Here is a 19,282-nt window from a genome sequence, read left to right on the forward strand (position 1 = left end):
ACGGGAGAAATGTGATGGTGCTGATGATCGTTAGCGGTCGGTCAGGCTCAGGAAAATCAGTCGCGCTGCGTGCCCTCGAAGATATGGGCTTTTACTGTGTCGACAACTTGCCGGTAGTCCTGCTACCGGAGCTGGCGAATACCTTAACCGAACGCAATATTTCTGCGGCAGTCAGCATTGATGTGCGTAACATGCCGGAATCACCGGAAGTCTTTGAAGCGGCGCTCAACAATCTGCCCGATGCCTTTTCGCCGCAGCTGCTGTTTCTTGATACCGATCGCAACACGTTGATTCGCCGCTACAGCGATACGCGTCGCCTGCATCCGCTCTCCAGCAAAAACTTGTCGCTGGAGAGTGCTATCGATGAAGAGAACGATCTGCTGGAGCCACTGCGCTCACGCGCCGATCTGATTATCGATACCTCTGAGATGTCGGTTCATGAGCTGGCGGAGATGCTGCGTACCCGCCTGTTAGGCAAGCGTGAGCGTGAACTGACCATGGTGTTTGAGTCATTCGGCTTCAAACACGGCATTCCGATCGACGCCGATTATGTTTTCGATGTGCGCTTCCTGCCAAACCCGCACTGGGATCCTAAGCTGCGTCCGATGACCGGTCTGGATCGTCCAGTGGCCGCCTTCCTCGATCGTCACACCGAAGTGCACAATTTTATCTATCAAACGCGCAGCTATCTGGAACTGTGGCTGCCGATGCTGGAAACCAATAACCGCAGCTATCTCACCGTCGCCATTGGCTGTACCGGCGGTAAGCATCGTTCGGTGTATATCGCGGAACAACTGGCGGATTATTTCCGTTCACGCGGTAAAAACGTGCAGTCTCGTCATCGCACTCTGGAAAAACGCAAATCATGACCGTGAAGCAAACCGTTGAAATTCGTAATAAGCTGGGCATGCACGCGCGCCCAGCGATGAAGCTGTTCGAGCTGGTGCAGAGTTTTGATGCTGAAGTGTTGCTGCGTAACGAATCGGGCACCGAAGCGGAAGCCAGCAGCGTGATTGCGTTGCTGATGCTCGACTCAGCGAAAGGCGGTCATATTGAAATCGAAGCCAGCGGCCCGCAGGAAGAGCAGGCGCTGGCAGCGGTCATCGAACTGTTTGAAGCGGGCTTTGACGAAGATTAAGCCTTTCAATGCAGCTTGTAACGATTCAGGAAACCCTCGCCGCCTAACTGGCGCATCTGCCGCATAATCCACTGCTGGCGCTGTCGCGTGTAGCCTGAAGGCGCATCGGCACGGAAGCGGATCGGATTGGGTAGAACCGCCGCCAGTAACGCGGCTTCAGACATCGTCAGGCGGCTGGCGGGTTTATGGAAATAGCGCTGTGAGGCCTCTTCCACGCCAAATACGCCATCGCCAAATTCTGCAATATTGAGATAAACCGTCAGGATGCGCCGCTTGGTCCACACGGTTTCGATTCCCACCGTGAGTCCCGCTTCCAGCCCTTTACGTACCCAGCTGCGGCCATCCCATAGAAACAGGTTTTTCGCCGTCTGCTGAGACAAGGTTGAAGCTCCGCGCATGCGTTCATTGCCATCGTTATCCAGCACTGATTGAATGGCATCAACATCAAAGCCCCAATGCTCGGGAAACTTTTGATCTTCAGAAGCGATAACCGCTAAAGCCATCCACGGCGAGATCTCATCCATGCCGACCCAATCCGAGTGCGCCACATAATCAAAACGCCCTGTAAACCAGGCACCGATTTGCCGCTCCACCATTACCGCCGAGAACGGTACCGGTAAAAAAGCAAACAGCAGAATGCCCGCTAACCAGATGCCGAGCCAGGCCAGCAGCACTTTAGCAATCAGCACTTTAATACGTTTTCCCAGCGTCCCTTTACTCTTGCTCATGCAATTTTCTCTTACCTGTTCCCTGTATTAATCAATCACCCAAGTCACAATAGCTAATACCAACGATTAACCACTAAATTTTATCCTCTGATTGGCAAAAACGTCAGTGAAATTGTTGCCTGCGCAATCAACGTTCCTCTATTAGAGCCAATCACATCAAGCACTTCCGCCAAAAAGGAATCGGTTCCATGATGTTAAATGCACCAGGCGCTGCGTGCATGAACACTTAACTGAATGTGATATCGCTCACGCAAAAGCTTTCATGAAGCTTAACTATCACTTTTTATGATGTTCGAACTTGTTCATTGATTACAGAGACCATTCTGAAAAATGCGACCAAAATTGTCTGATCCTGCCTGCATTCGGCCTCATTGATGGTAAAGCGATCTACCGCACAATTGGTTTACATTATTCAATAAACTATAAACTGGAACTTTCCGTTTAAGGTTTCCAAAACGTTTTGGATAAGCCGTAAGAAAACCTGACTTTATCCATCAATATCAGCATGTTAATCTAACTTAACTTCAATTTTTTGTCAGAATCACATTTTCCATGCTCGAGTCAGGCTTTTCCGGCTAACGACTGAAGCAAAACCAGGCAAAAAGCAGAACAATTGGTCAAAAAAGGTGCAATATGGCAAAGAAATTAATTCCTTGCTTGACTGTGTCAGCAAATTAATGTTTTCTGTATTTAATCGCTGCTCAACATCACACAATTTAATGAATCTTGTCACAAGCATTGGCGAATTTGTTAAGGTGATTTGGAAGCGTTAACCAATACCGAACTGCTGCTTTCTTATTCGATTTCTAATAATAGCAGCAGTGCCCATTTCCCTGGTGTTGGCGCAGTATTCGCGCACCCCAGTTTCGACTGGGGTCATTTTTTTCTAACGTCCTGTAATTTTTCCCGCTCCGCTACCCATTCACGTAACACGTTCACGTCTTTCTGCCACTCTTGTTTTAACTCATCGACCCACTCTTGCACGTTGTCCCACCACGCTGGCAATTCCGGCGACTGAATCTGCTTCGCCAACTGCTGTATATGCAGTAAGCCAACCGAACCTGCCGCACCTTTGATCTTGTGCCCTTCTTCAGCAATGCCTTTTTGATCGCGCGCCATCATGTTGGAATCCAGCACCTCGAGATAGCCCGGCATCATCTGCTCAAACATGGTCAGGCTTTGGGTAATCAATCCAGGGCCAACCAGTTCAATGTATTGCTCCAGCATCGCCACATCTAGCAGCGTGCGCGACTGCACGTCTGATGATTCGGTGGCGATCTCTTCCAGCTCCGGCTGATAATCCCAGAACTTCTTGATCACCGCCGTAAGCGCTGGCACAGCAAGCGGTTTGCTCAACACATCATCCATGCCGGCATCGAGATACTCTTTTTTGTCTTTCAGCACATTGGCGGTCAATGCCACCAGCGGCGGCAGCGCCACATCTGCGTAACGCTGATGGATGGCACGCGACACGTCGAGGCCCGTCATATCCGGAAGCTGAATATCGAGCAGCACCAGATCGAACTCCTGCGGATCAAACATCGCCAGCGCATCCGTACCGGTCATCGCGACCTCGACGCTGCAACCCAGCTTCTCCAGTACCGAGCGCGCAACAATCACGTTGAGTTCAATATCTTCCACCAGTAATACGTGCAGCGCCGGTAACGGCATGCTGTCATCCAGATTGTCGTCTTCCACTTCCTCAGCGACGCGCGGCGCGTTGATCTCCACGGTGAAGCAGGAACCCTGCCCCGCGACGCTACTCACGCTGATATCACCGCCCATTGCCTGGGCTAAACGACGCGAGACCGCTAAACCAATGCCGGTGCCCGTCGCCGGCTTGCCGCCGTGCTGATCTTTCACCTGGTAATACATGGCGAAGATCTTATCCTGCTCTTCCTGCGGAATGCCCATGCCGGAATCCTGCACTTCAAAGTGCAGCGTTTCATCCTGACGATAGGCAACGCGCACCACAATCTCGCCCTGCTGAGTAAATTTCACGGCATTGCCGATCAGGTTCCACAGAATCTGACGCAGACGCGTGCCATCCGCCGAAATTTTATGGGGCAGCGGCAGCTCCGGCGCCATGACAAATTTCAGCCCTTTTGGCTGCGCCAGCAGACCGGAGAGGTTTTCCAGATCGGCGAGGAAACCGGTGAAATCCAGCGGCTGATTATCCAGCTGCACTTTGCGGCGTTCGATTTTGTCCACTTCAATTACATCATTGAAGATGTTGCCCAGCGTGATGGCCGACACGTGGATGGTTTTGAGGTACTTCAGCTGCTCCTGATTGAGATCGGTATCCAGCAGGATGCGGCTCAGTCCGACGATGCCATTCAGCGGCGTACGCAGCTCATGGCTGATAGTCGAAATAAAGGTAGTCTTCTCACGGCTGGCGTTCTCCAGCGCGTCCTGATAGCGCTTACGCTCGGTAATGTCGCGGCCAAAGCCCATCAGGCCACTGCGTTTTCCGACACGGTCGTAATAGGGCACTTTACGGATTTCGAAACAGGCTTTGCGCCCGTCGGGATATTGCAGCCACTGTTCGTAGGTTAGCGACACATTGTGGCGGAACACCTTCTCATCGGTTTCCAGCACTTTGGTCGCGGCTTCGTCATCGTAGATATCGCGTGGTGTCAGGCCAATCAGCTGCTTTTCGCTCATGCCGGTTAGCAGTTCCATGGCGCGATTACAGCCGGAGAACTGCTTATCAATGTTGCGGTAGAACACCAAATCCGGTGACGCATCAAGGAAGGAGCGCAGGAAGGAGGATTGCTGTTCCAGCTCGATTTGCGCCTGCTCGCGTCGTGCCATCTCTTCGCGCAGCTTATCCATCACCTGCTCGCGCGCCTGCTCGGCTTTGATACGGTCGTTAATTTCCTGATTAAGCTGGGTGATGGTCTCTTTCATCTGCTGGTTCAGCTCGAGATCGCGCGTACGCATCTCTTCCAGCTTATCTACCAGTTTCGACAGGCGCTGGCGCGACTCTTCCAGCTGATCGACCACCACTGAGAGGAAATAGACCGCCCAGGGCGTAATCAACAGACCGAAGAAGATGGAGCGGACGACGTCGATGCTCTCCACATGCCCACGCAATACCATGGTGACGGCCATCTGTACCACCATCGCCAGCACCACCAGCGCTGAGGCTAACAGCAGCGAAAAGCGTACCAGGCCGAGTTTGACCATCAAATCAACGTAGTACTGCGCTAAAAGACGAATCTGTTTCATTACGAGCTCCCTGAACGAAATCTGGCTCATGATAGCGTAATTATCGCTGCGCTGCCCCGCTTCACCCGGCCATATCGCGCAGGTTATGCCCTGTAATGGTGCATCGCAGCGTGATTTCGCCGACGTTCCCTTCTATATGCGCAAAGCGCTTGACTAATTCTGCCAACTGAATAATCTGGAGGGCCGCGCTTTTGCGAACCTTTCCTCAACATCCGGTGCTAATCAGCACCCTGGCAGCCATTCATCCTGATGGTTGCACCTCTTTATTGCATACCTATTCAATTTAAATGACTTTCTACGCATGCTTTGCGTGATTAATTTTACTAATGGCAGCGCCATTTTGATTCAAATATGACGCCATAAGAAAAACAGATACATGCTGTGTATCAACTGCCCCTAACAGCATTAAATGCTGTTATAACCCTTTCTGCCAGCATTGTTTGGATATTAGAGGGCTGGGTCACAGTGAGACGGCTCACACTTCCTGGGGGAATGCGCAGCGGGATATTGACATAAATTTACGCAATAAATTCTTATTAATCATTTAATTAAGTGACAAGAAAGCCTATTACCCGCATCAAAGCTGGCTATTTGACCTGAGTTCGCTTTCCCGATAAGTTGGAATTCCACTGGAAGCTTTCCTGGTGGGCCTGTGTCTCGGCATATCTATGCAGCAAGAAGCCTCCCTCTGGATGCAAGCTATCTCCCGAAAGAGACCGGAATAAAAAGAGCAGCTCATTAAGGACGTGACAACAGTGTCTTGAGAGCCCTTGCTCGGTGCTGCGACGCCTGCTCTTTACTGAGCGGCACAAGAATTGATACCGCCGCGCTGGCTTACATTGTCACGCTGCGGTACACGAAATAATGCAGGTAATGTCAAAAGAAGTTTAAGGAGACTCTCAATGTCCACGCAAAAACCGAATCCCTATGGTTTGTATGACCCATCAGCTGGCAGTGACAGCTGTGGTGTAGGTTTCATTACCCGTAAGGACGGCGAGCAGACTCATGAGATTCTGCGGATGGCCCATAGCGCGCTGTGCACGGTTCCGCACCGAGGCGGCATGTCTGCCGAAGGCGTGGGCGATGGCGCGGGTGTGAACGTCGATCTCTCCCTGAACTTCTTCCGCAAGGTCACCGGTCTGGCGCTGGAAGCCGGCCGTTTTGGCGTCGGTAACTTCTTTGTACCAAAAGACGCAGAGCTGCGTGCAAATGCTGAGCGTCTGGTTGAAGAAACGCTGGCGGCGCATAACTTCCCGGTATTAGTGAAACGCGATATGCCGCTGGACGGCAGCGTGACGCGCCCGGCCGCCCTGCAATTCCAGCTGCCGATTGTGCAGTGGATTTTTGCCGCGCCGCAGGAAGTGACTGAACAACTCGAATTCGAGCGCCAGATTTATCGCGCGCTGCTGGATATCGAAGCGCGCGCCTTTACCGAAAGCGAATTCGGCGGCCTCTATCCGCTGTCGCTCTCTTCGCGCACGCAGGTATTTAAAGCGCGTCTGAACTCCAACGAAGTGATTCCTTACTTCAAAGATTTGACCGATGCCGATCATCAGGTGCGCGGGCTGTTCTTCCACACCCGTTTCTCGACCAACACCGATCCGCATACCACCATGGCGCAGCCATTCCGCTTAATGGCGCACAACGGCGAGCTGAACACCGATCGTAAAAACCGCATTGCCGAAGCGGCACTGATGCTGGCGCGCGGTAAAAAAATCGTGCGTCCAAAAGGTCAGTCCGACAGTTCGCGTCTCGACCAGAGCATCCATAGCCGTTTGATGGAAGATAACCTCGATCTGATCAACGCAGTAGTTTCGATGATGCCGCCAGCGTGGGAGAACGATACCTCGCTCTCGAACGAAGTGCGCGCCATGCTCGAGTACTTCTCTTTATATGAAGAGAAGAACGATGGCCCAGCTGCGCTTATCTTCGGTAACGGTGAAGTGATCGGCGCGCGACTTGACCGCCTCGGTCTGCGTCCGCTGCGTTCCGTTGAAACCGCGGAGTACATCGGAGCGATGTCTGAAGCGGGCCAGATCGCCTTCCCACCGGAAAGCGTGCTGCGTCGTGGCCGTATCGAAGCGGGCGGCATGCTCTATTACGATCACAAAGAGAAACGCTCTTACACCACGGTTGAAGCGCTGGAAAAACTGGCCGCTGAAAAAGATTATCTGTCACTCCTGAGCAAAGCGCGTATCGATCTCGCCGACCTGCCAGAAATTCAGGCAGAGCAGCTCGGCTCGCCGCTGCGTTATCGTGGTGACCTCAAAACCTATCAACGTTTTGTCGCCTACTACTACAACCAGGAAAGCTTCAAATTCATGATGGATCCGATGCTGCAAACCGGCGCTGAGAAGATCTCAGCCATGGGTTACGGCAACGCCATCAACGGCCTGTCTGACCACGAAGGCGGCATGGCGCACTACTTCTCACAACGATTTGCCCAGGTTACCAACCCGCCGCTCGACTCCATTCGTGAAGCGGACGGCATGACGCTGCGTGTTGCGCTGGGTGCGAAGCCGCATCTCGGCCGCAGCAAAGGTCAGCAAATCATTGTTCCGACGCCAATCCTGACGCACCTCGACATGCTGCGCCTGCGCGAGCAAACCGTCGCTCCTTATGCGCGTTTCGAGATGCTGTATGAGCCGGTGGTCGGCAAAGATATCGTCAGCCGTGCGGCCAACGCCAACGCGCTGGAAAAAGCCATTGATGACTTAGCCCAGCAGGTAGTGGATTTCGCACGCCAGCAAGGCGGCATCGCGGTGATCACCGATCGTCATATCTCTTCAACTCACGCAGCGATCCCGATGCTGCTGATGGTGTCGGCGATCAACCAACGTCTGGTGCAGGAAGGTCTGCGTCTGGATGTTTCGCTGGTGGTCGAAAGTGGTCAAAGCATCTCTTCACACCATATCGCGGCGACGCTGGGCTTCGGTGCTTCTGCCGTTTACCCACTCGGCGTGCAGATGCGTGCGGAAGAGAAATTCGGTGAAGGCGAAGAAGGCAATAAAGCCTTTAAACGCTATGCCAAAGCAGCCGAAAAAGCGCTGATGAAAACCATGGGTAAAGTCGGCCTGTGTACCGTTGAGAGCTACAGCTGCGGCGAGTTCTTCGAGCCGAACTTCCTGAATACCGACGATCCGGTATTGAAAAAGTATTTCCCGAATATTAAAACGCCGGTTGGCGGCGCGGGCTTCCCGGCGATCGCCCAGATGGCGGTAGACTGGCATCAAAGCGCATTAAAAATTCAGGGCGAAGCGGAAGTGCCGTTGCTCGGCCTGTTCAAAGAGCGTGCTGAAGGCGCGGGCCACTCATACGGCACCATCGCGGTGCGTACCTTCATTGATATGACGGAACAACCGATTCGCTTTGCTAACAAAGAGCGCGAAGAGGACAACTTTATTCGTTTGATGACGCTGGCCAAACTGGATAATGCGTTCAACATCAAAGCGGAAGCCTTTAAAGACAGCAGCTTCGAGCGCATCCCAAATGATGTGATCGACAGCTTTGCCATCACGCCAGATTATCGTCAGTTCTCCAGCCTGATGCATGCCGAGCGTAAACGCCGTCCGGCGGCGCTACGTGACATCCTCGCGCTGCCGTGCGATTTGACCCACGTGGACAGCGAAGCCGAATTCGGCCGCAAACTGGGCCGCTACTCGCTGGTGAACAACGGCTTCGCTACGCGTGGCCTGAAATGTGAAGCAGTGAACGGCAGCCTGAACCAGTTCGAGCTGCGTCTGATCGATGCAATTGCTGGCCTGAAACCAGAAAGCGAGCGCCTGGAAGCGCTGGCACGGGCACTGAAAACCCGTTTCACCGACGATATTGAAAGCAGCAACGTAGCGGATGGCGTGCTGCACATCACCGCTTACGGCAAAGCAGCCGATTATCTGTCGCTGATCTTCACCGCGCTGCCATCGCTGCCGCTGGAAGAGATTCAGCCAGCCCACGAAATCACCCGTACCTTTGCTTCCGGTGCGATGAGCCACGGTGCGTTGGTTGCGCCGGCGCACGAAGCTGTCGCGCACGGTACTAACATGGTTGGCGGCATGAGTAACTGTGGTGAAGGTGGCGAGCACTATTCTCGTCACGGCACCATCCGCGCGTCACGTATCAAGCAGTTGGCATCCGGGCGTTTCGGCGTGTGGGCGGCTTATCTTGCTGATCCAATGCTGGAAGAGCTGGAGATCAAAATCGGTCAGGGCGCGAAGCCCGGTGAAGGCGGCCAGCTGCCGGCACCAAAAGTGACCGTTGAGATTGCCGCAGCGCGTGGCGGTACGCCGGGCGTTGAGCTGGTTTCACCGCCGCCGCACCACGACACTTACTCCATCGAGGATTTGGCGCAGCTGATCCACGACTGTAAAGCCGCGCGCGTGCGTGTCATCGTCAAACTGGTTTCATCTGAAGGTATCGGCACCATCGCCGTCGGCGTGGCGAAAGCCGGCGCGGATGTCATTAACGTCGCGGGTAACACCGGCGGCACCGGCGCAGCGTCCGTTACCAGCCTGAAATATACCGGCCGCGTCGCGGAAATCGGCATCGCTGAAGTGCATCAGGCGCTGTGTGCCAACGGCCTGCGCGACAAAGTGCAGCTGCGCTGCTCCGGCGCGCAGCAAACCGGCAGCGATGTGATCAAATCTGCCCTGCTCGGCGGCGATAGCTTCGAGTTCGGCACCACCGCGCTGATGATGCTGAAATGCGTGATGGCGAAAAACTGTAACGTCAAATGCCCGGCCGGTTTAACCACCAACGCCGAAGCCTTTGATGGTGATCCGCGTCAGCTGGCGCAGTACTTCATCAACGTGGCGCAGGAAGTGCGTGAGTTCCTCGCCCGCCTCGGTCTGCGTTCTCTGCGTGAAGCGCGTGGCCGTTCGGATCTGCTGCACTTGATGGATCACCCGCTGGAAGTCGGCAAACTGGATCTGCGTGCGATGTTGACCGTGGTGCCAGAGCAGAAAATTGCCAAGCCGGTGTATCTGGAAAAAGACTTTGAGCTGGATGATGGCTGGGTCAGCGAGCTGAAAACGCAGCTGGTTGGCGCGGCAAGCCGTGAAATCGCGCTGGGCGCGGGCATCACGCTGAACAACCGTAACAAAAGCGTCGGTGGTCAGCTGGCGATCGATATCGAACGCATGCTGAACCATGAACTCTCGACAGAGCAGCTGGCTGCATTGCCAGCGGTGCTGAAAGACGATCGCGGTCGTCACTATCTGGCGCCAGCCACCGTGCTGATTAACACCAGCGGTTCTGCCGGCCAGTCGTTCGGCGCGTTCTGCAACGACGGCATGCAGATGAAGCATTACGGCACCTGTAACGACGGTGTCGGCAAAGGCCAGTGTGGTGGCGAGTTGGTGGTGATGTCACCAGGCGGCGGCGCACAGGATAGCGATGGCAACGTGTTGATCGGAAACTTCGCGCTGTTTGGCGCCACCGGCGGCCGTCTGTTCGTTCAGGGCCAGGCGGGTGACCGCTTCGCCGTGCGTAACTCCGGCGCAACCGCGGTAGTGGAAGGCGTTGGTGACTTCTGCTGCGAATACATGACCAACGGCGCCATCCTCAACCTTGGCACCTTTGGTAAAGGCTTTGGCAACGGCATGAGCGGCGGTTTCGCTTACCAGTACGATCCGTATGGATCGCTGGCAGCCCACGCAGCAGGTGATTCGGTGCTGTTTGGTTCTATCGCCGATGAAGATGAAATGGCGCAGGTGCACAAACAAGCGGTGCTGACCATGCTGAACTGGCATCTGGAAGCAACCCAATCGCCACGCGCGGCCTGGCTGCTGGATAACTGGGAAACCGAGTGCCACCACTTTGTTTATGTGATGCCGCGTTCGCTGCTGCTGTATCAGGATGGCACCGAAATCCTGAAAGCCAAATCACGTAAAGACCTGCTTGAAGAGCTGTCAACCTCGCTGGCTGCGCATCAGGTTGCGAAGTTCAAATCAGCGTGGCGTGACGGTAAAACCATTGCCAACGGCGCAGTTCCGGCTTATGGCGCGACCGATACGCTAGAGATGTTTGTTCTGCTGAACAACTACACCGTTCTCAGCCTCGCGCAGCAGCTGGCGCTGGGCAAGCTGCCGAAAGGCACGGCGGTGGAAGATCCAGCAGTAGAAAAAGCGGTACGTAATCTTCTGATGACCGAAGATTTCACGCTCATCAGCAAGCTGCAACGTCATGCACGCTCGGCGATTGAGAGTTACAGTGATGACGAGCTGGCAAGCCTGATCGCCGCGAAACGAATGTCAGATTACAAAGCGGCATTAACGCAGCGCAACATTCGCTCGATGGACAGCCTGGCGACTTACGGCTGGATCATCTATCAGGATGCCTGCAACCGTGAAGTGCTTGGTCATCTACCTGATTTTGAAGAGCTGTTTGCGCGTGCTGCACTGCCAGAAATCGCTGCTGCGGTCGGGAAACTTTCCTGATTACAGCGCCAATGAACAAGTGTAATTTTGACCTTTCCCTCACTACTTCAAGGTGCAGAAAGGCGGCAAACGCATCTGCAACCTGAAGTATGACAGGGATAAAATTTTGAACAGGATTGAGCCTTACCGATGAAAATTCCTTACATTCCTGAAGATGCACCGTTTAACGGTGAGCAGAAATACTGGCTGGCGGGCTTCCTCGCCGGTCTCCATTCGCGCCTGCTGGTATTAGAAGACAAGCAGAGCGCACCGGCTGCAGGTGCCAGCACCAATACGCAGCTGCACATCCTGTTCGGTTCACAGACCGGCAACGCTGAAGCGCTGTCGCAAACGGCCGCTAAAGCCGCACGCGCCAAAGGTTTGGTGCCGGTGGTTCAAGCGCTGGGCGAAGTGGATCTGGATGTGTTCGCTACCATGCGTCACGTGCTGATCGTCACCTCGACCTACGGCGAAGGCGAAATGCCGGACAACGCCCAGCTGTTCTGGAACGCGATTTCAGCCAGCACCGCGCCGCGTCTGGAGCAGATGCACTTTGCGGTATTGGCGATTGGCGACACCGGCTACGACGGTTTCTGCCAGGCAGGTAAATTCATCGATATGCGTCTTGAGCAGCTCGGTGCAAAACGCGTCGCCGATCGTATCGACTGCGATATCGACTTCGAAGAGCCATCCAGCGCGTGGATTGGTACGGCGATGCCGCAATTCGCCGCCAGTGCAGGCAGCAGCGGTACAGCATTAGAAAGCGCGCCAGAAGCGCCGGTCATTCCGGGCAGCAATAAGCAAAACCCATATGCGGCTGCGTTGGTGACTAACAAGCGTCTTTCGGCAGAAGAGTCGGCGAAAGATATTCGTCACTTCGAGTTTGATCTCACCGACAGCGGTTTGAAATATGAAGCGGGCGATGCGCTGGGTGTGATCCCGGTGAACGACGCAGCACTGGTTTCACTGCTGCTGACTCAGCTGAAAGCAGATTACGAAACGCCAGTTCCCAGCTTTGATCGCAACCTCGGCGATCTGCTGACTTATCAGTTCGAAATCTCCGAGCCGTCACGCAAACTGATTGAGTGGGTTGGCCAGCACACCACCAACCAGGAACTGCGTCACGTCCTGCAGCACGACGATAAAGATACCCTTGCCGTTTGGCTGTGGGGCAAAGACACGCTGGATCTGCTGCAGCTCGAGCTGACGCGCAGCCTGTCGGTGCCGGAATTCGTTGCCATGCTGCGTCCGTTACAGCATCGCGCTTACTCCATCTCGTCGAGCTCGAAAGCCCACCCAAATCAGGTACATCTGACCATTGCTTCCGTGCGCTATCACAGCAGCGGCCGCGAGCGTAAAGGCGTGTGCTCAACTTATCTGGCTGAACGTGTACGTCGCGGCGAAAAGCCGGCGATCTTCATCTCACCAAACAAAGCGTTCCGTGTACCGTCAAACGGCAATGCGCCGCTGATCATGGTTGGGCCAGGCACCGGTATCGCACCGTTCCGCGCCTTCCTGCAGGAACGTCAGGCAACGGGCGCAGAAGGTAAAAACTGGCTGTTCTTCGGTGACCAGCATCAGGCACATGATTATATCTACGAGGAAGAGTTGCAGGCATGGCAGGAGAAAGGTCTGCTGACTAATCTGGATCTGGCCTTCTCGCGCGATCAGGAAGAGAAGATCTACGTGCAGAACCGCATGCTGGAGAAAGGCGCTGAGCTTTACGCCTGGCTGCAGGATGGCGCTTACTTCTACGTGTGTGGCGACGCATCTCGCATGGCAAAAGACGTTGATGCGGCGCTGTATGAAGTGGTTCGTCAGTTCGGTGGCTTGTCCAGCGAGCGCGCGGCGGCTTACGTTGATCAGCTGAAGAAAGATAAACGCTACCTGCGCGACGTCTACTAAGACGCGCAGGCATAAAAAAAACGGGCCAATCGGCCCGTTTTTTATTGCACGTTTTACTTCACCACACGCAGTGAAGGTCGTCCGCCACGCGGCGGCGGCTCATCATCTGGCGAATGATCGTCGTCAGTCGCATCATCCGGACGATCGCCATCAATCACAGACATCATTGTCTCTTCCTGACCGCTACCTTCCTGCTCGTCCGTCGCCAGCTCGTAAGCCGGTTCCGGCTCGAACATGGTGCCAGCGCCGTTTTCACGGGCATAAATCGCCAGAACTGCAGCCATCGGCACAGAAACCTGACGCGGTACGCCACCGAAACGCGCGTTGAAACGCACTTCATCATTGGCGAGGTCAAGATTGCCTACCGCACGCGGCGCGATGTTCAGAACGATCTGTCCATCACGCGCATATTCCAGCGGCACCTGCACACCAGGCAGATTGATGTCGACCACCAAATGCGGCGTCAACTGGTTATCCAGCAACCAGTCGTAGAACGCCCGCAACAGGTAAGGACGACGCGCCGTTAGTTGCGACATTTCCATACATTAGCCCCGAGCTTGCAGGCGCATTTCACGTTCTGCTTCCGTCAGTGACGCAAGGAAAGAGTCACGTTCAAACACACGCGTCATATAGCCTTTCAGCTCTTTAGAACCGGCGCCAGACAGGTCAACGCCCATCTGCGGCAGACGCCACAGCAGCGGCGCCAGATAGCAATCCACCAGGCTGAACTCTTCGCTCATGAAGAACGGTGTGCGTGCGAACAGTGGTGCAATCGCCAGCAGCTCTTCGCGCAGTTGCTTGCGCGCTGCATCGGCTTCGGCACCGTTGGCGGTTTCGATGGTGCGCATCAGGCTGTACCAATCCTGCTCAATGCGGTGCATCATCAGACGGCTTTCACCGCGCGCTACCGGGTAAACCGGCATCAGCGGTGGATGCGGGAAACGCTCATCGAGGTATTCCATGATGATGCGTGATTCATACAGCGTCAGTTCACGGTCGACCAGCGTCGGTACGGTGCGATACGGGTTGAGGTCAATCAGATCCTGCGGCAGGTTATCCGTTTCAACCTGCTCGATCTCCACGCTGACGCCCTTCTCAGCCAGTACAATACGTACCTGATGGCTGAAAATGTCAGTCGGACCAGAAAACAGCGTCATTACCGAACGTTTGTTGGCAGCGACAGCCATGAAAACCTCCAAGTTTGTTCACAAAAAGATACTGCGAATAGCCAACCACGCGGCGACTCACCGGCTCATCAGATTCGCCTACCGTCAGCGTCAGGAGCATCGACCGGTCTTCCGGACAGGAACGACATGCACAACGCTGCGTCTTGCAGGCGCAAAGTGACAGTGAGTTTACCAGATTTTAAGCAGCTTGTGGGGCGGGCGTGATGATTTGCGGGCAAAATGCGGGTAAAGCTCGCGTTTTTCGTGGGAAAAAATCATTAATGCAGGCAATAAAAAACCCGCCGAAGCGGGTTTTTTGAGCCAACTGCCGCTGCCGAAGCAGCAAACAATTAACGCTTGGAGAACTGCGGACGACGACGTGCTTTACGCAGGCCGACTTTCTTACGTTCAACTTCACGCGCATCACGGGTAACGAAGCCCGCTTTACGCAGTTCAGAACGCAGAGACTCGTCGTACTCCATCAGAGCGCGTGTGATACCGTGACGGATCGCACCAGCCTGACCAGAAATACCACCACCTTTAACGGTGATGTACAGGTCAAATTTACCAACCATATCAACCAGCTCCAGCGGCTGACGCACGACCATGCGTGCAGTCTCGCGACCGAAGTACTGCTCCAAAGAGCGCTGGTTAATTACGATGTTACCGCTACCCGGCTTGATGAAGACGCGAGCGGCAGAGCTTTTGCGGCGACCAGTGCCGTAGTTTTGAGTTTCAGCCATTGCCTATAATCCCGATTAAATGTCAAGAACTTGCGGTTGCTGCGCCGCGTGGTTGTGCTCGTTGCCTGCGTAAACTTTCAGTTTACGGTACATAGCACGACCCAGTGGGCCTTTCGGCAGCATGCCTTTAACCGCGATTTCAATCACACGCTCAGGACGGCGCTCGATCATCTCTGCAAAGGTCGCTTGCTTGATACCACCGATGTGGCCAGTGTGGTGATAGTAAATCTTGTCAGTACGCTTGTTGCCGGTTACAGCAACTTTTTCTGCGTTCAGAACGATGATGTAATCACCGGTATCAACGTGCGGAGTGTATTCCGCTTTGTGCTTACCACGCAGACGGCGCGCCAGTTCAGTCGCCAGGCGACCCAAGGTTTTGCCCGTTGCGTCAACAACATACCAGTCACGCTGTACGGTTTCTGGTTTAGCTGTAAAAGTTTTCATTGAAAAGCTTACCCAAATAAAAAGTTACACGTTGGTGAAATCCCAAACGCTAAGTAAACGATTGAGGCTCACACGACCATTTTGCCCAGCAAGCCACCCCTTCAAGTGAGTTACCGGATCACATCGAGTTCTTGGGAAAGAAAACCGATGCTGTAACGTGGGGTCGCAAGATTATAGAGAAGTCGAACTCAAAGATCGAACCTTTTTGCATCTAAAACCTACGATTTATGCCACGTCATCAGGGCAGATGCGGCAGACGCAAATACTCTTCGCTCTGCATCTCCTGCAAACGCGACAAGCAGCGCTGATACTCAAACTTCAAGCGTGTGCCCTGATAAATTTCAAACAGTGATGTTTCAGCCGCGACAACCAGTTTCACGTGGCGTTCGTAGAACTCATCGACCAACGCAAGGAAGCGGCGCGCCTGATCTTCGGTCTTATAAATCATCACCGGCACATCATACAGCAAGACGCTGTGAAAACGGCGCGAGAGCTCAATATAGTCGTGCTGACTGCGCCCTTCGCCGCACAGCGTCAGGAAATTGATCGCCAGCACGCCTTCATGCACGCCCAGCGTGGGCATCTGGCGATGGTTGATTTCCAGCACCGGCGCGTCTTCACGCGCTTTGCCGGACAGCGCGCGGAACATGCGCTCCATTTCGCTATGCGTGGCATCGTTGAGCGGGAAGTTCCACAAATGCGCCGACGTTAGTGTGCGCAAACGGTAATCGATACCCGCGTCCACATTGATCACTTCACAATGACGCTTGATTTGTTCGATAGCAGGCAGGAAACGCGGGCGCTGCAGGCCGTTGCGATAGAGCTCATCCGGCGGAATGTTCGAGGTGGCTACCAGCGAGATGCCGCGCGCAAACAGCGCTTCCATCAGCGTGCCCAGCAGCATGGCGTCGGTGATATCCGAGACAAAAAACTCATCGAAACAGAGAATGTCGGTTTCCGCTTTAAAGCGATCGGCGACAATTAGCAGCGGATCGCTGTGGCCTTGCAGCTGCGTCAGTTCCTGATGGACACGCAGCATAAAGCGGTGGAAATGCAGGCGCAGCTTACGATCACCAGGAATTGACTGAAAAAACAGATCCATCACCCAGGTTTTACCGCGTCCCACACCGCCCCACATATACAGGCCGCGCACTGGCGCTTCGCGGGTGCTTTTCTCTTTATTCATTATCTTAGACAAGCGGCCCAACAGACCTTTGGCAGCCGGTTCAACCTGTTGCTGGCGAGCAATCAATCCTTGCTGGATGGTATCTAAGCGGGTAATCGCTTCTCGTTGTACGTCATCCGGGCGAAATTCGCCCTGCGACAGCGCCTGCTCGTAGCGTGCAAGCGGAGATGAGGTTTGCATGGTTCTCTCAGAATCCCTGAAAAAGTCCGATTCACGGGTCGGTTGACGAAAATTAGGCCGCTCTACACTAAGCGATGCAGCCCGATAGTTCCACTTCCAATAGATTATTGGGTATAGTGGCTGCTATTGAAGTTGATGTTGCAACAGAAGCAATGCCCTACGAAACAACGGAAATTACACGGGAGTCATTATGACCTGGGAATACGGGCTGATTGGTTTAGTGATTGGCATTATTGTCGGCGCAGTCGTCATGCGTTTTGGCAACAAGAAGCTGCGTGAGCAGCGTAGCATGCAGTATGAACTGGAAAAATCGAAGGCTGAGCTGGCGGATTACCGCGAGGAGCTCACCAACCACTTCGCCCGCAGCGCCGAGCTGCTGGACAATATGGCGCATGATTATCGCCAGCTGTATCAGCACATGGCGAAAGGGTCTAACGACCTGCTGCCAAATCTGCCCGGCGAGAAAAATCCGTTTGCCTACCAGTTAACGGAAGCCGAAGCGGATAACGATCAGGCGCCGGTGCAGATGCCGCGTGATTACTCTGAAGGCGCATCCGGCCTGTTACGTGGCAGCGACCGCGCTCCGCGTAATTAATCCTTTTGGGGCACAGCTTAGCTGTGCCCTTTTTGTTTTCGAACACAAACCACAAACTACTGTCACACTTCTTTTATCCCTTTCGCAGCGAGAGCGTTGTAGCAATGAAAAAACAAGCACGTCTGTTAAGCGCATTAGCCTTAGGTATCGGGATGAGTTTGGCTGCGGCGCCGAGTGCGCTGGCAACTCTTCCCGCCCAGATTCAGGGACAAGCATTGCCAAGCCTGGCACCGATGCTGGAAAAAGTTCTGCCCGCAGTAGTGAGCGTGCGTGTTGAAGGTACCGACAGCGGTCAGCAGGCGCAGGATATTCCTGAACCACTGAAACGCTTTTTTGGTCAGGCACCGGGACAATCGCAGCCGCAGCCTTTTGAAGGTCTGGGTTCTGGCGTGATCATTGATGCCGCTAAAGGCTATATCCTCACCAATAACCATGTGGTCAGCAACGCCGATAAAATCAGCGTGCAGCTGGGTGACGGCAACGAATATGACGCTAAGTTAATTGGTCACGATGAACAAACCGACATCGCATTGATCCAGGTTGAAGGCGCGAAAAACCTGACACAGGTGAAAATCGCCGACTCTGATTCGCTGAAAGTGGGTGATTTTGCCGTGGCCATCGGTAATCCGTTTGGTCTGGGTCAAACCGCCACGTCGGGCATCATCTCTGCGCTCGGTCGTAGCGGCCTGAATCTGGAAGGACTGGAAAACTTCATTCAGACCGATGCCGCGATTAACCGCGGTAACTCCGGTGGTGCGCTGGTGAACCTGAATGGTGAGTTGATTGGTATCAACACCGCGATTCTGGCGTCAAGCGGCGGCAACATCGGCATTGGCTTCGCCATTCCCGCCAATATGGCCATGAACCTGGCGCAGCAGCTGATTCAGTTCGGCGAAGTGAAGCGCGGTCAGCTTGGTATCAAAGGCACGGAAATGACCGCCGATATCGCCAAAGCGTTTAACGTTGATGCGCAGCGCGGCGCCTTTGTTTCAGAAGTGCTGCCGAAGTCAGCCGCCGAAAAAGCGGGCATCAAAGCCGGCGATATCATCACCTCCATCAATGATAAGCCAATCACCAGCTTTGCTGAGCTGCGTGTGAAAGTCGGCACCACGCCGCCGGGCCAGGATGTGAAAATCGGCCTGCTGCGTGAAGGCAAACCGGTCAACGTCACTGTCACGCTGGAACAGAGCGCGCAAACCACCGCCAGCGCGCAGCTGATGTCGCCTGCACTGCAAGGCGCAACGCTGAGCGACGGCGCGACCAAAACCGGTGATAAAGGCGTGAAAGTCGATGCCATTGAAAAAGGCACGCCAGCGGAGCAAGTCGGTTTGCAGAAAGATGATGTGATCATCGGCGTAAACCGCAATCGCGTCGCTTCTATTGCCGAAATGCGCAAAGTGCTGGAAGGCAAACCGCCGGTGCTGGCACTGAACGTGGTGCGCGGCGAAGAGACGATTTACCTGCTTCTGCGATAATCCTCGCAACAGGCGGACAAGCAGGTGTTTGTCCGCCTTTCTCATGCTATTCTGCCCTGCGATCTCACCTGGCTTGAA

13 protein-coding genes are annotated in these 19,282 nt (G+C 54.3%); 6 read left to right on the forward strand and 7 right to left on the reverse strand.

All coding sequences use genetic code 11. The features are described from left to right. The first annotated feature begins 14 nt into the window (after positions 1-14). On the forward strand, positions 15-869 hold the full coding sequence (gene rapZ, locus IB226_RS13480; protein WP_101762285.1) for an RNase adapter RapZ: 855 nt from the start codon (positions 15-17) through the stop codon (positions 867-869). After that, on the forward strand, positions 866-1,138 hold the full coding sequence (npr, locus tag IB226_RS13485) for a PTS phosphocarrier protein NPr (RefSeq protein WP_008104379.1): 273 nt from the start codon (positions 866-868) through the stop codon (positions 1,136-1,138). The genes rapZ and npr overlap by 4 nt, the downstream gene beginning before the upstream one ends. A 5-nt stretch (positions 1,139-1,143) precedes the next feature. Here npr and mtgA read toward each other — a convergent pair whose 3' ends face one another. Both mtgA and arcB read right to left on the reverse strand, forming a co-directional pair. Then, positions 1,144-1,866 carry a monofunctional biosynthetic peptidoglycan transglycosylase gene (gene mtgA, locus IB226_RS13490; protein WP_110868084.1) on the reverse strand — a complete coding sequence of 241 codons (723 nt, stop codon included), beginning with the start codon at positions 1,864-1,866 and terminating at the stop codon, positions 1,144-1,146. A gap of 876 nt (positions 1,867-2,742) precedes the next feature. Then, the gene (gene arcB / locus IB226_RS13495) at positions 2,743-5,097 is read right to left on the reverse strand and encodes an aerobic respiration two-component sensor histidine kinase ArcB (protein WP_192235890.1); all 2,355 of its coding nucleotides are present in this window, start codon (positions 5,095-5,097) and stop codon (positions 2,743-2,745) included. 902 nt (positions 5,098-5,999) lie between these two features. On the opposite strand from arcB, the gene IB226_RS13500 reads away from it, so the two are divergent. Beyond that, positions 6,000-11,531, forward strand: a complete 5,532-nt coding sequence (locus IB226_RS13500) for a glutamate synthase-related protein (RefSeq protein ID WP_192235892.1) — start codon at positions 6,000-6,002, stop codon at positions 11,529-11,531. A 129-nt stretch (positions 11,532-11,660) separates the two neighbouring features. After that, entirely contained in the window at positions 11,661-13,415 is a 1,755-nt protein-coding gene (locus IB226_RS13505; RefSeq protein WP_101762289.1) for a sulfite reductase subunit alpha, read from the forward strand. A 53-nt stretch (positions 13,416-13,468) separates the two neighbouring features. On the opposite strand, the gene sspB is transcribed toward IB226_RS13505, so the two are convergent. The 5 genes from sspB to zapE all read right to left on the reverse strand — a co-directional run bounded on the left by sspB (position 13,469) and on the right by zapE (position 17,134). Next, a complete protein-coding gene (gene sspB / locus IB226_RS13510; RefSeq protein WP_064737765.1) occupies positions 13,469-13,957 on the reverse strand; it encodes a ClpXP protease specificity-enhancing factor in 489 nt (162 codons plus the stop codon). A gap of 3 nt (positions 13,958-13,960) precedes the next feature. After that, positions 13,961-14,602, reverse strand: coding sequence for a stringent starvation protein SspA (sspA, locus tag IB226_RS13515; protein WP_008104394.1), 642 nt, complete (start codon positions 14,600-14,602; stop codon positions 13,961-13,963). Positions 14,603-14,931: 329 nt separating this feature from the next. Then, complete coding sequence (gene rpsI / locus IB226_RS13520) at positions 14,932-15,324, reverse strand: 30S ribosomal protein S9 (RefSeq protein ID WP_007886600.1); 393 nt, start codon at positions 15,322-15,324, stop codon at positions 14,932-14,934. Positions 15,325-15,339: 15 nt separating this feature from the next. Then, the gene (gene rplM, locus IB226_RS13525) at positions 15,340-15,768 is read right to left on the reverse strand and encodes a 50S ribosomal protein L13 (protein WP_007886599.1); all 429 of its coding nucleotides are present in this window, start codon (positions 15,766-15,768) and stop codon (positions 15,340-15,342) included. A 238-nt stretch (positions 15,769-16,006) separates the two neighbouring features. Further along, positions 16,007-17,134 carry a cell division protein ZapE gene (zapE, locus tag IB226_RS13530; RefSeq protein ID WP_192235894.1) on the reverse strand — a complete coding sequence of 376 codons (1,128 nt, stop codon included), beginning with the start codon at positions 17,132-17,134 and terminating at the stop codon, positions 16,007-16,009. A 190-nt stretch (positions 17,135-17,324) separates the two neighbouring features. Between zapE and zapG the strand changes: the two genes are divergently transcribed. Together zapG and degQ are read left to right on the forward strand one after the other, a co-directional pair. Next, the gene (gene zapG / locus IB226_RS13535; protein WP_064737767.1) at positions 17,325-17,729 is read left to right on the forward strand and encodes a Z-ring associated protein ZapG; all 405 of its coding nucleotides are present in this window, start codon (positions 17,325-17,327) and stop codon (positions 17,727-17,729) included. Positions 17,730-17,833: 104 nt separating this feature from the next. Next, complete coding sequence (gene degQ / locus IB226_RS13540) at positions 17,834-19,204, forward strand: serine endoprotease DegQ (RefSeq protein WP_101762291.1); 1,371 nt, start codon at positions 17,834-17,836, stop codon at positions 19,202-19,204. Positions 19,205-19,282 lie beyond the last annotated feature (78 nt).

It is taken from the genome of Pantoea sp. PNT03, assembly GCF_014852515.1.
Classification (GTDB): domain Bacteria; phylum Pseudomonadota; class Gammaproteobacteria; order Enterobacterales; family Enterobacteriaceae; genus Pantoea; species Pantoea leporis.

Bases quoted from the DNA above. Each gene is read 5' to 3' on its own strand.
- rapZ (WP_101762285.1), top strand. From the start codon at position 15: ATGGTGCTGATGATCGTTAGCGGTCGGTCAGGCTCAGGAAAATCAGTC.
- npr (WP_008104379.1), top strand. From the start codon at position 866: ATGACCGTGAAGCAAACCGTTGAAATTCGTAATAAGCTGGGCATGCAC.
- mtgA (WP_110868084.1), bottom strand. From the start codon at position 1,866: ATGAGCAAGAGTAAAGGGACGCTGGGAAAACGTATTAAAGTGCTGATT.
- arcB (WP_192235890.1), bottom strand. From the start codon at position 5,097: ATGAAACAGATTCGTCTTTTAGCGCAGTACTACGTTGATTTGATGGTC.
- IB226_RS13500 (WP_192235892.1), top strand. From the start codon at position 6,000: ATGTCCACGCAAAAACCGAATCCCTATGGTTTGTATGACCCATCAGCT.
- IB226_RS13505 (WP_101762289.1), top strand. From the start codon at position 11,661: ATGAAAATTCCTTACATTCCTGAAGATGCACCGTTTAACGGTGAGCAG.
- sspB (WP_064737765.1), bottom strand. From the start codon at position 13,957: ATGGAAATGTCGCAACTAACGGCGCGTCGTCCTTACCTGTTGCGGGCG.
- sspA (WP_008104394.1), bottom strand. From the start codon at position 14,602: ATGGCTGTCGCTGCCAACAAACGTTCGGTAATGACGCTGTTTTCTGGT.
- rpsI (WP_007886600.1), bottom strand. From the start codon at position 15,324: ATGGCTGAAACTCAAAACTACGGCACTGGTCGCCGCAAAAGCTCTGCC.
- rplM (WP_007886599.1), bottom strand. From the start codon at position 15,768: ATGAAAACTTTTACAGCTAAACCAGAAACCGTACAGCGTGACTGGTAT.
- zapE (WP_192235894.1), bottom strand. From the start codon at position 17,134: ATGCAAACCTCATCTCCGCTTGCACGCTACGAGCAGGCGCTGTCGCAG.
- zapG (WP_064737767.1), top strand. From the start codon at position 17,325: ATGACCTGGGAATACGGGCTGATTGGTTTAGTGATTGGCATTATTGTC.
- degQ (WP_101762291.1), top strand. From the start codon at position 17,834: ATGAAAAAACAAGCACGTCTGTTAAGCGCATTAGCCTTAGGTATCGGG.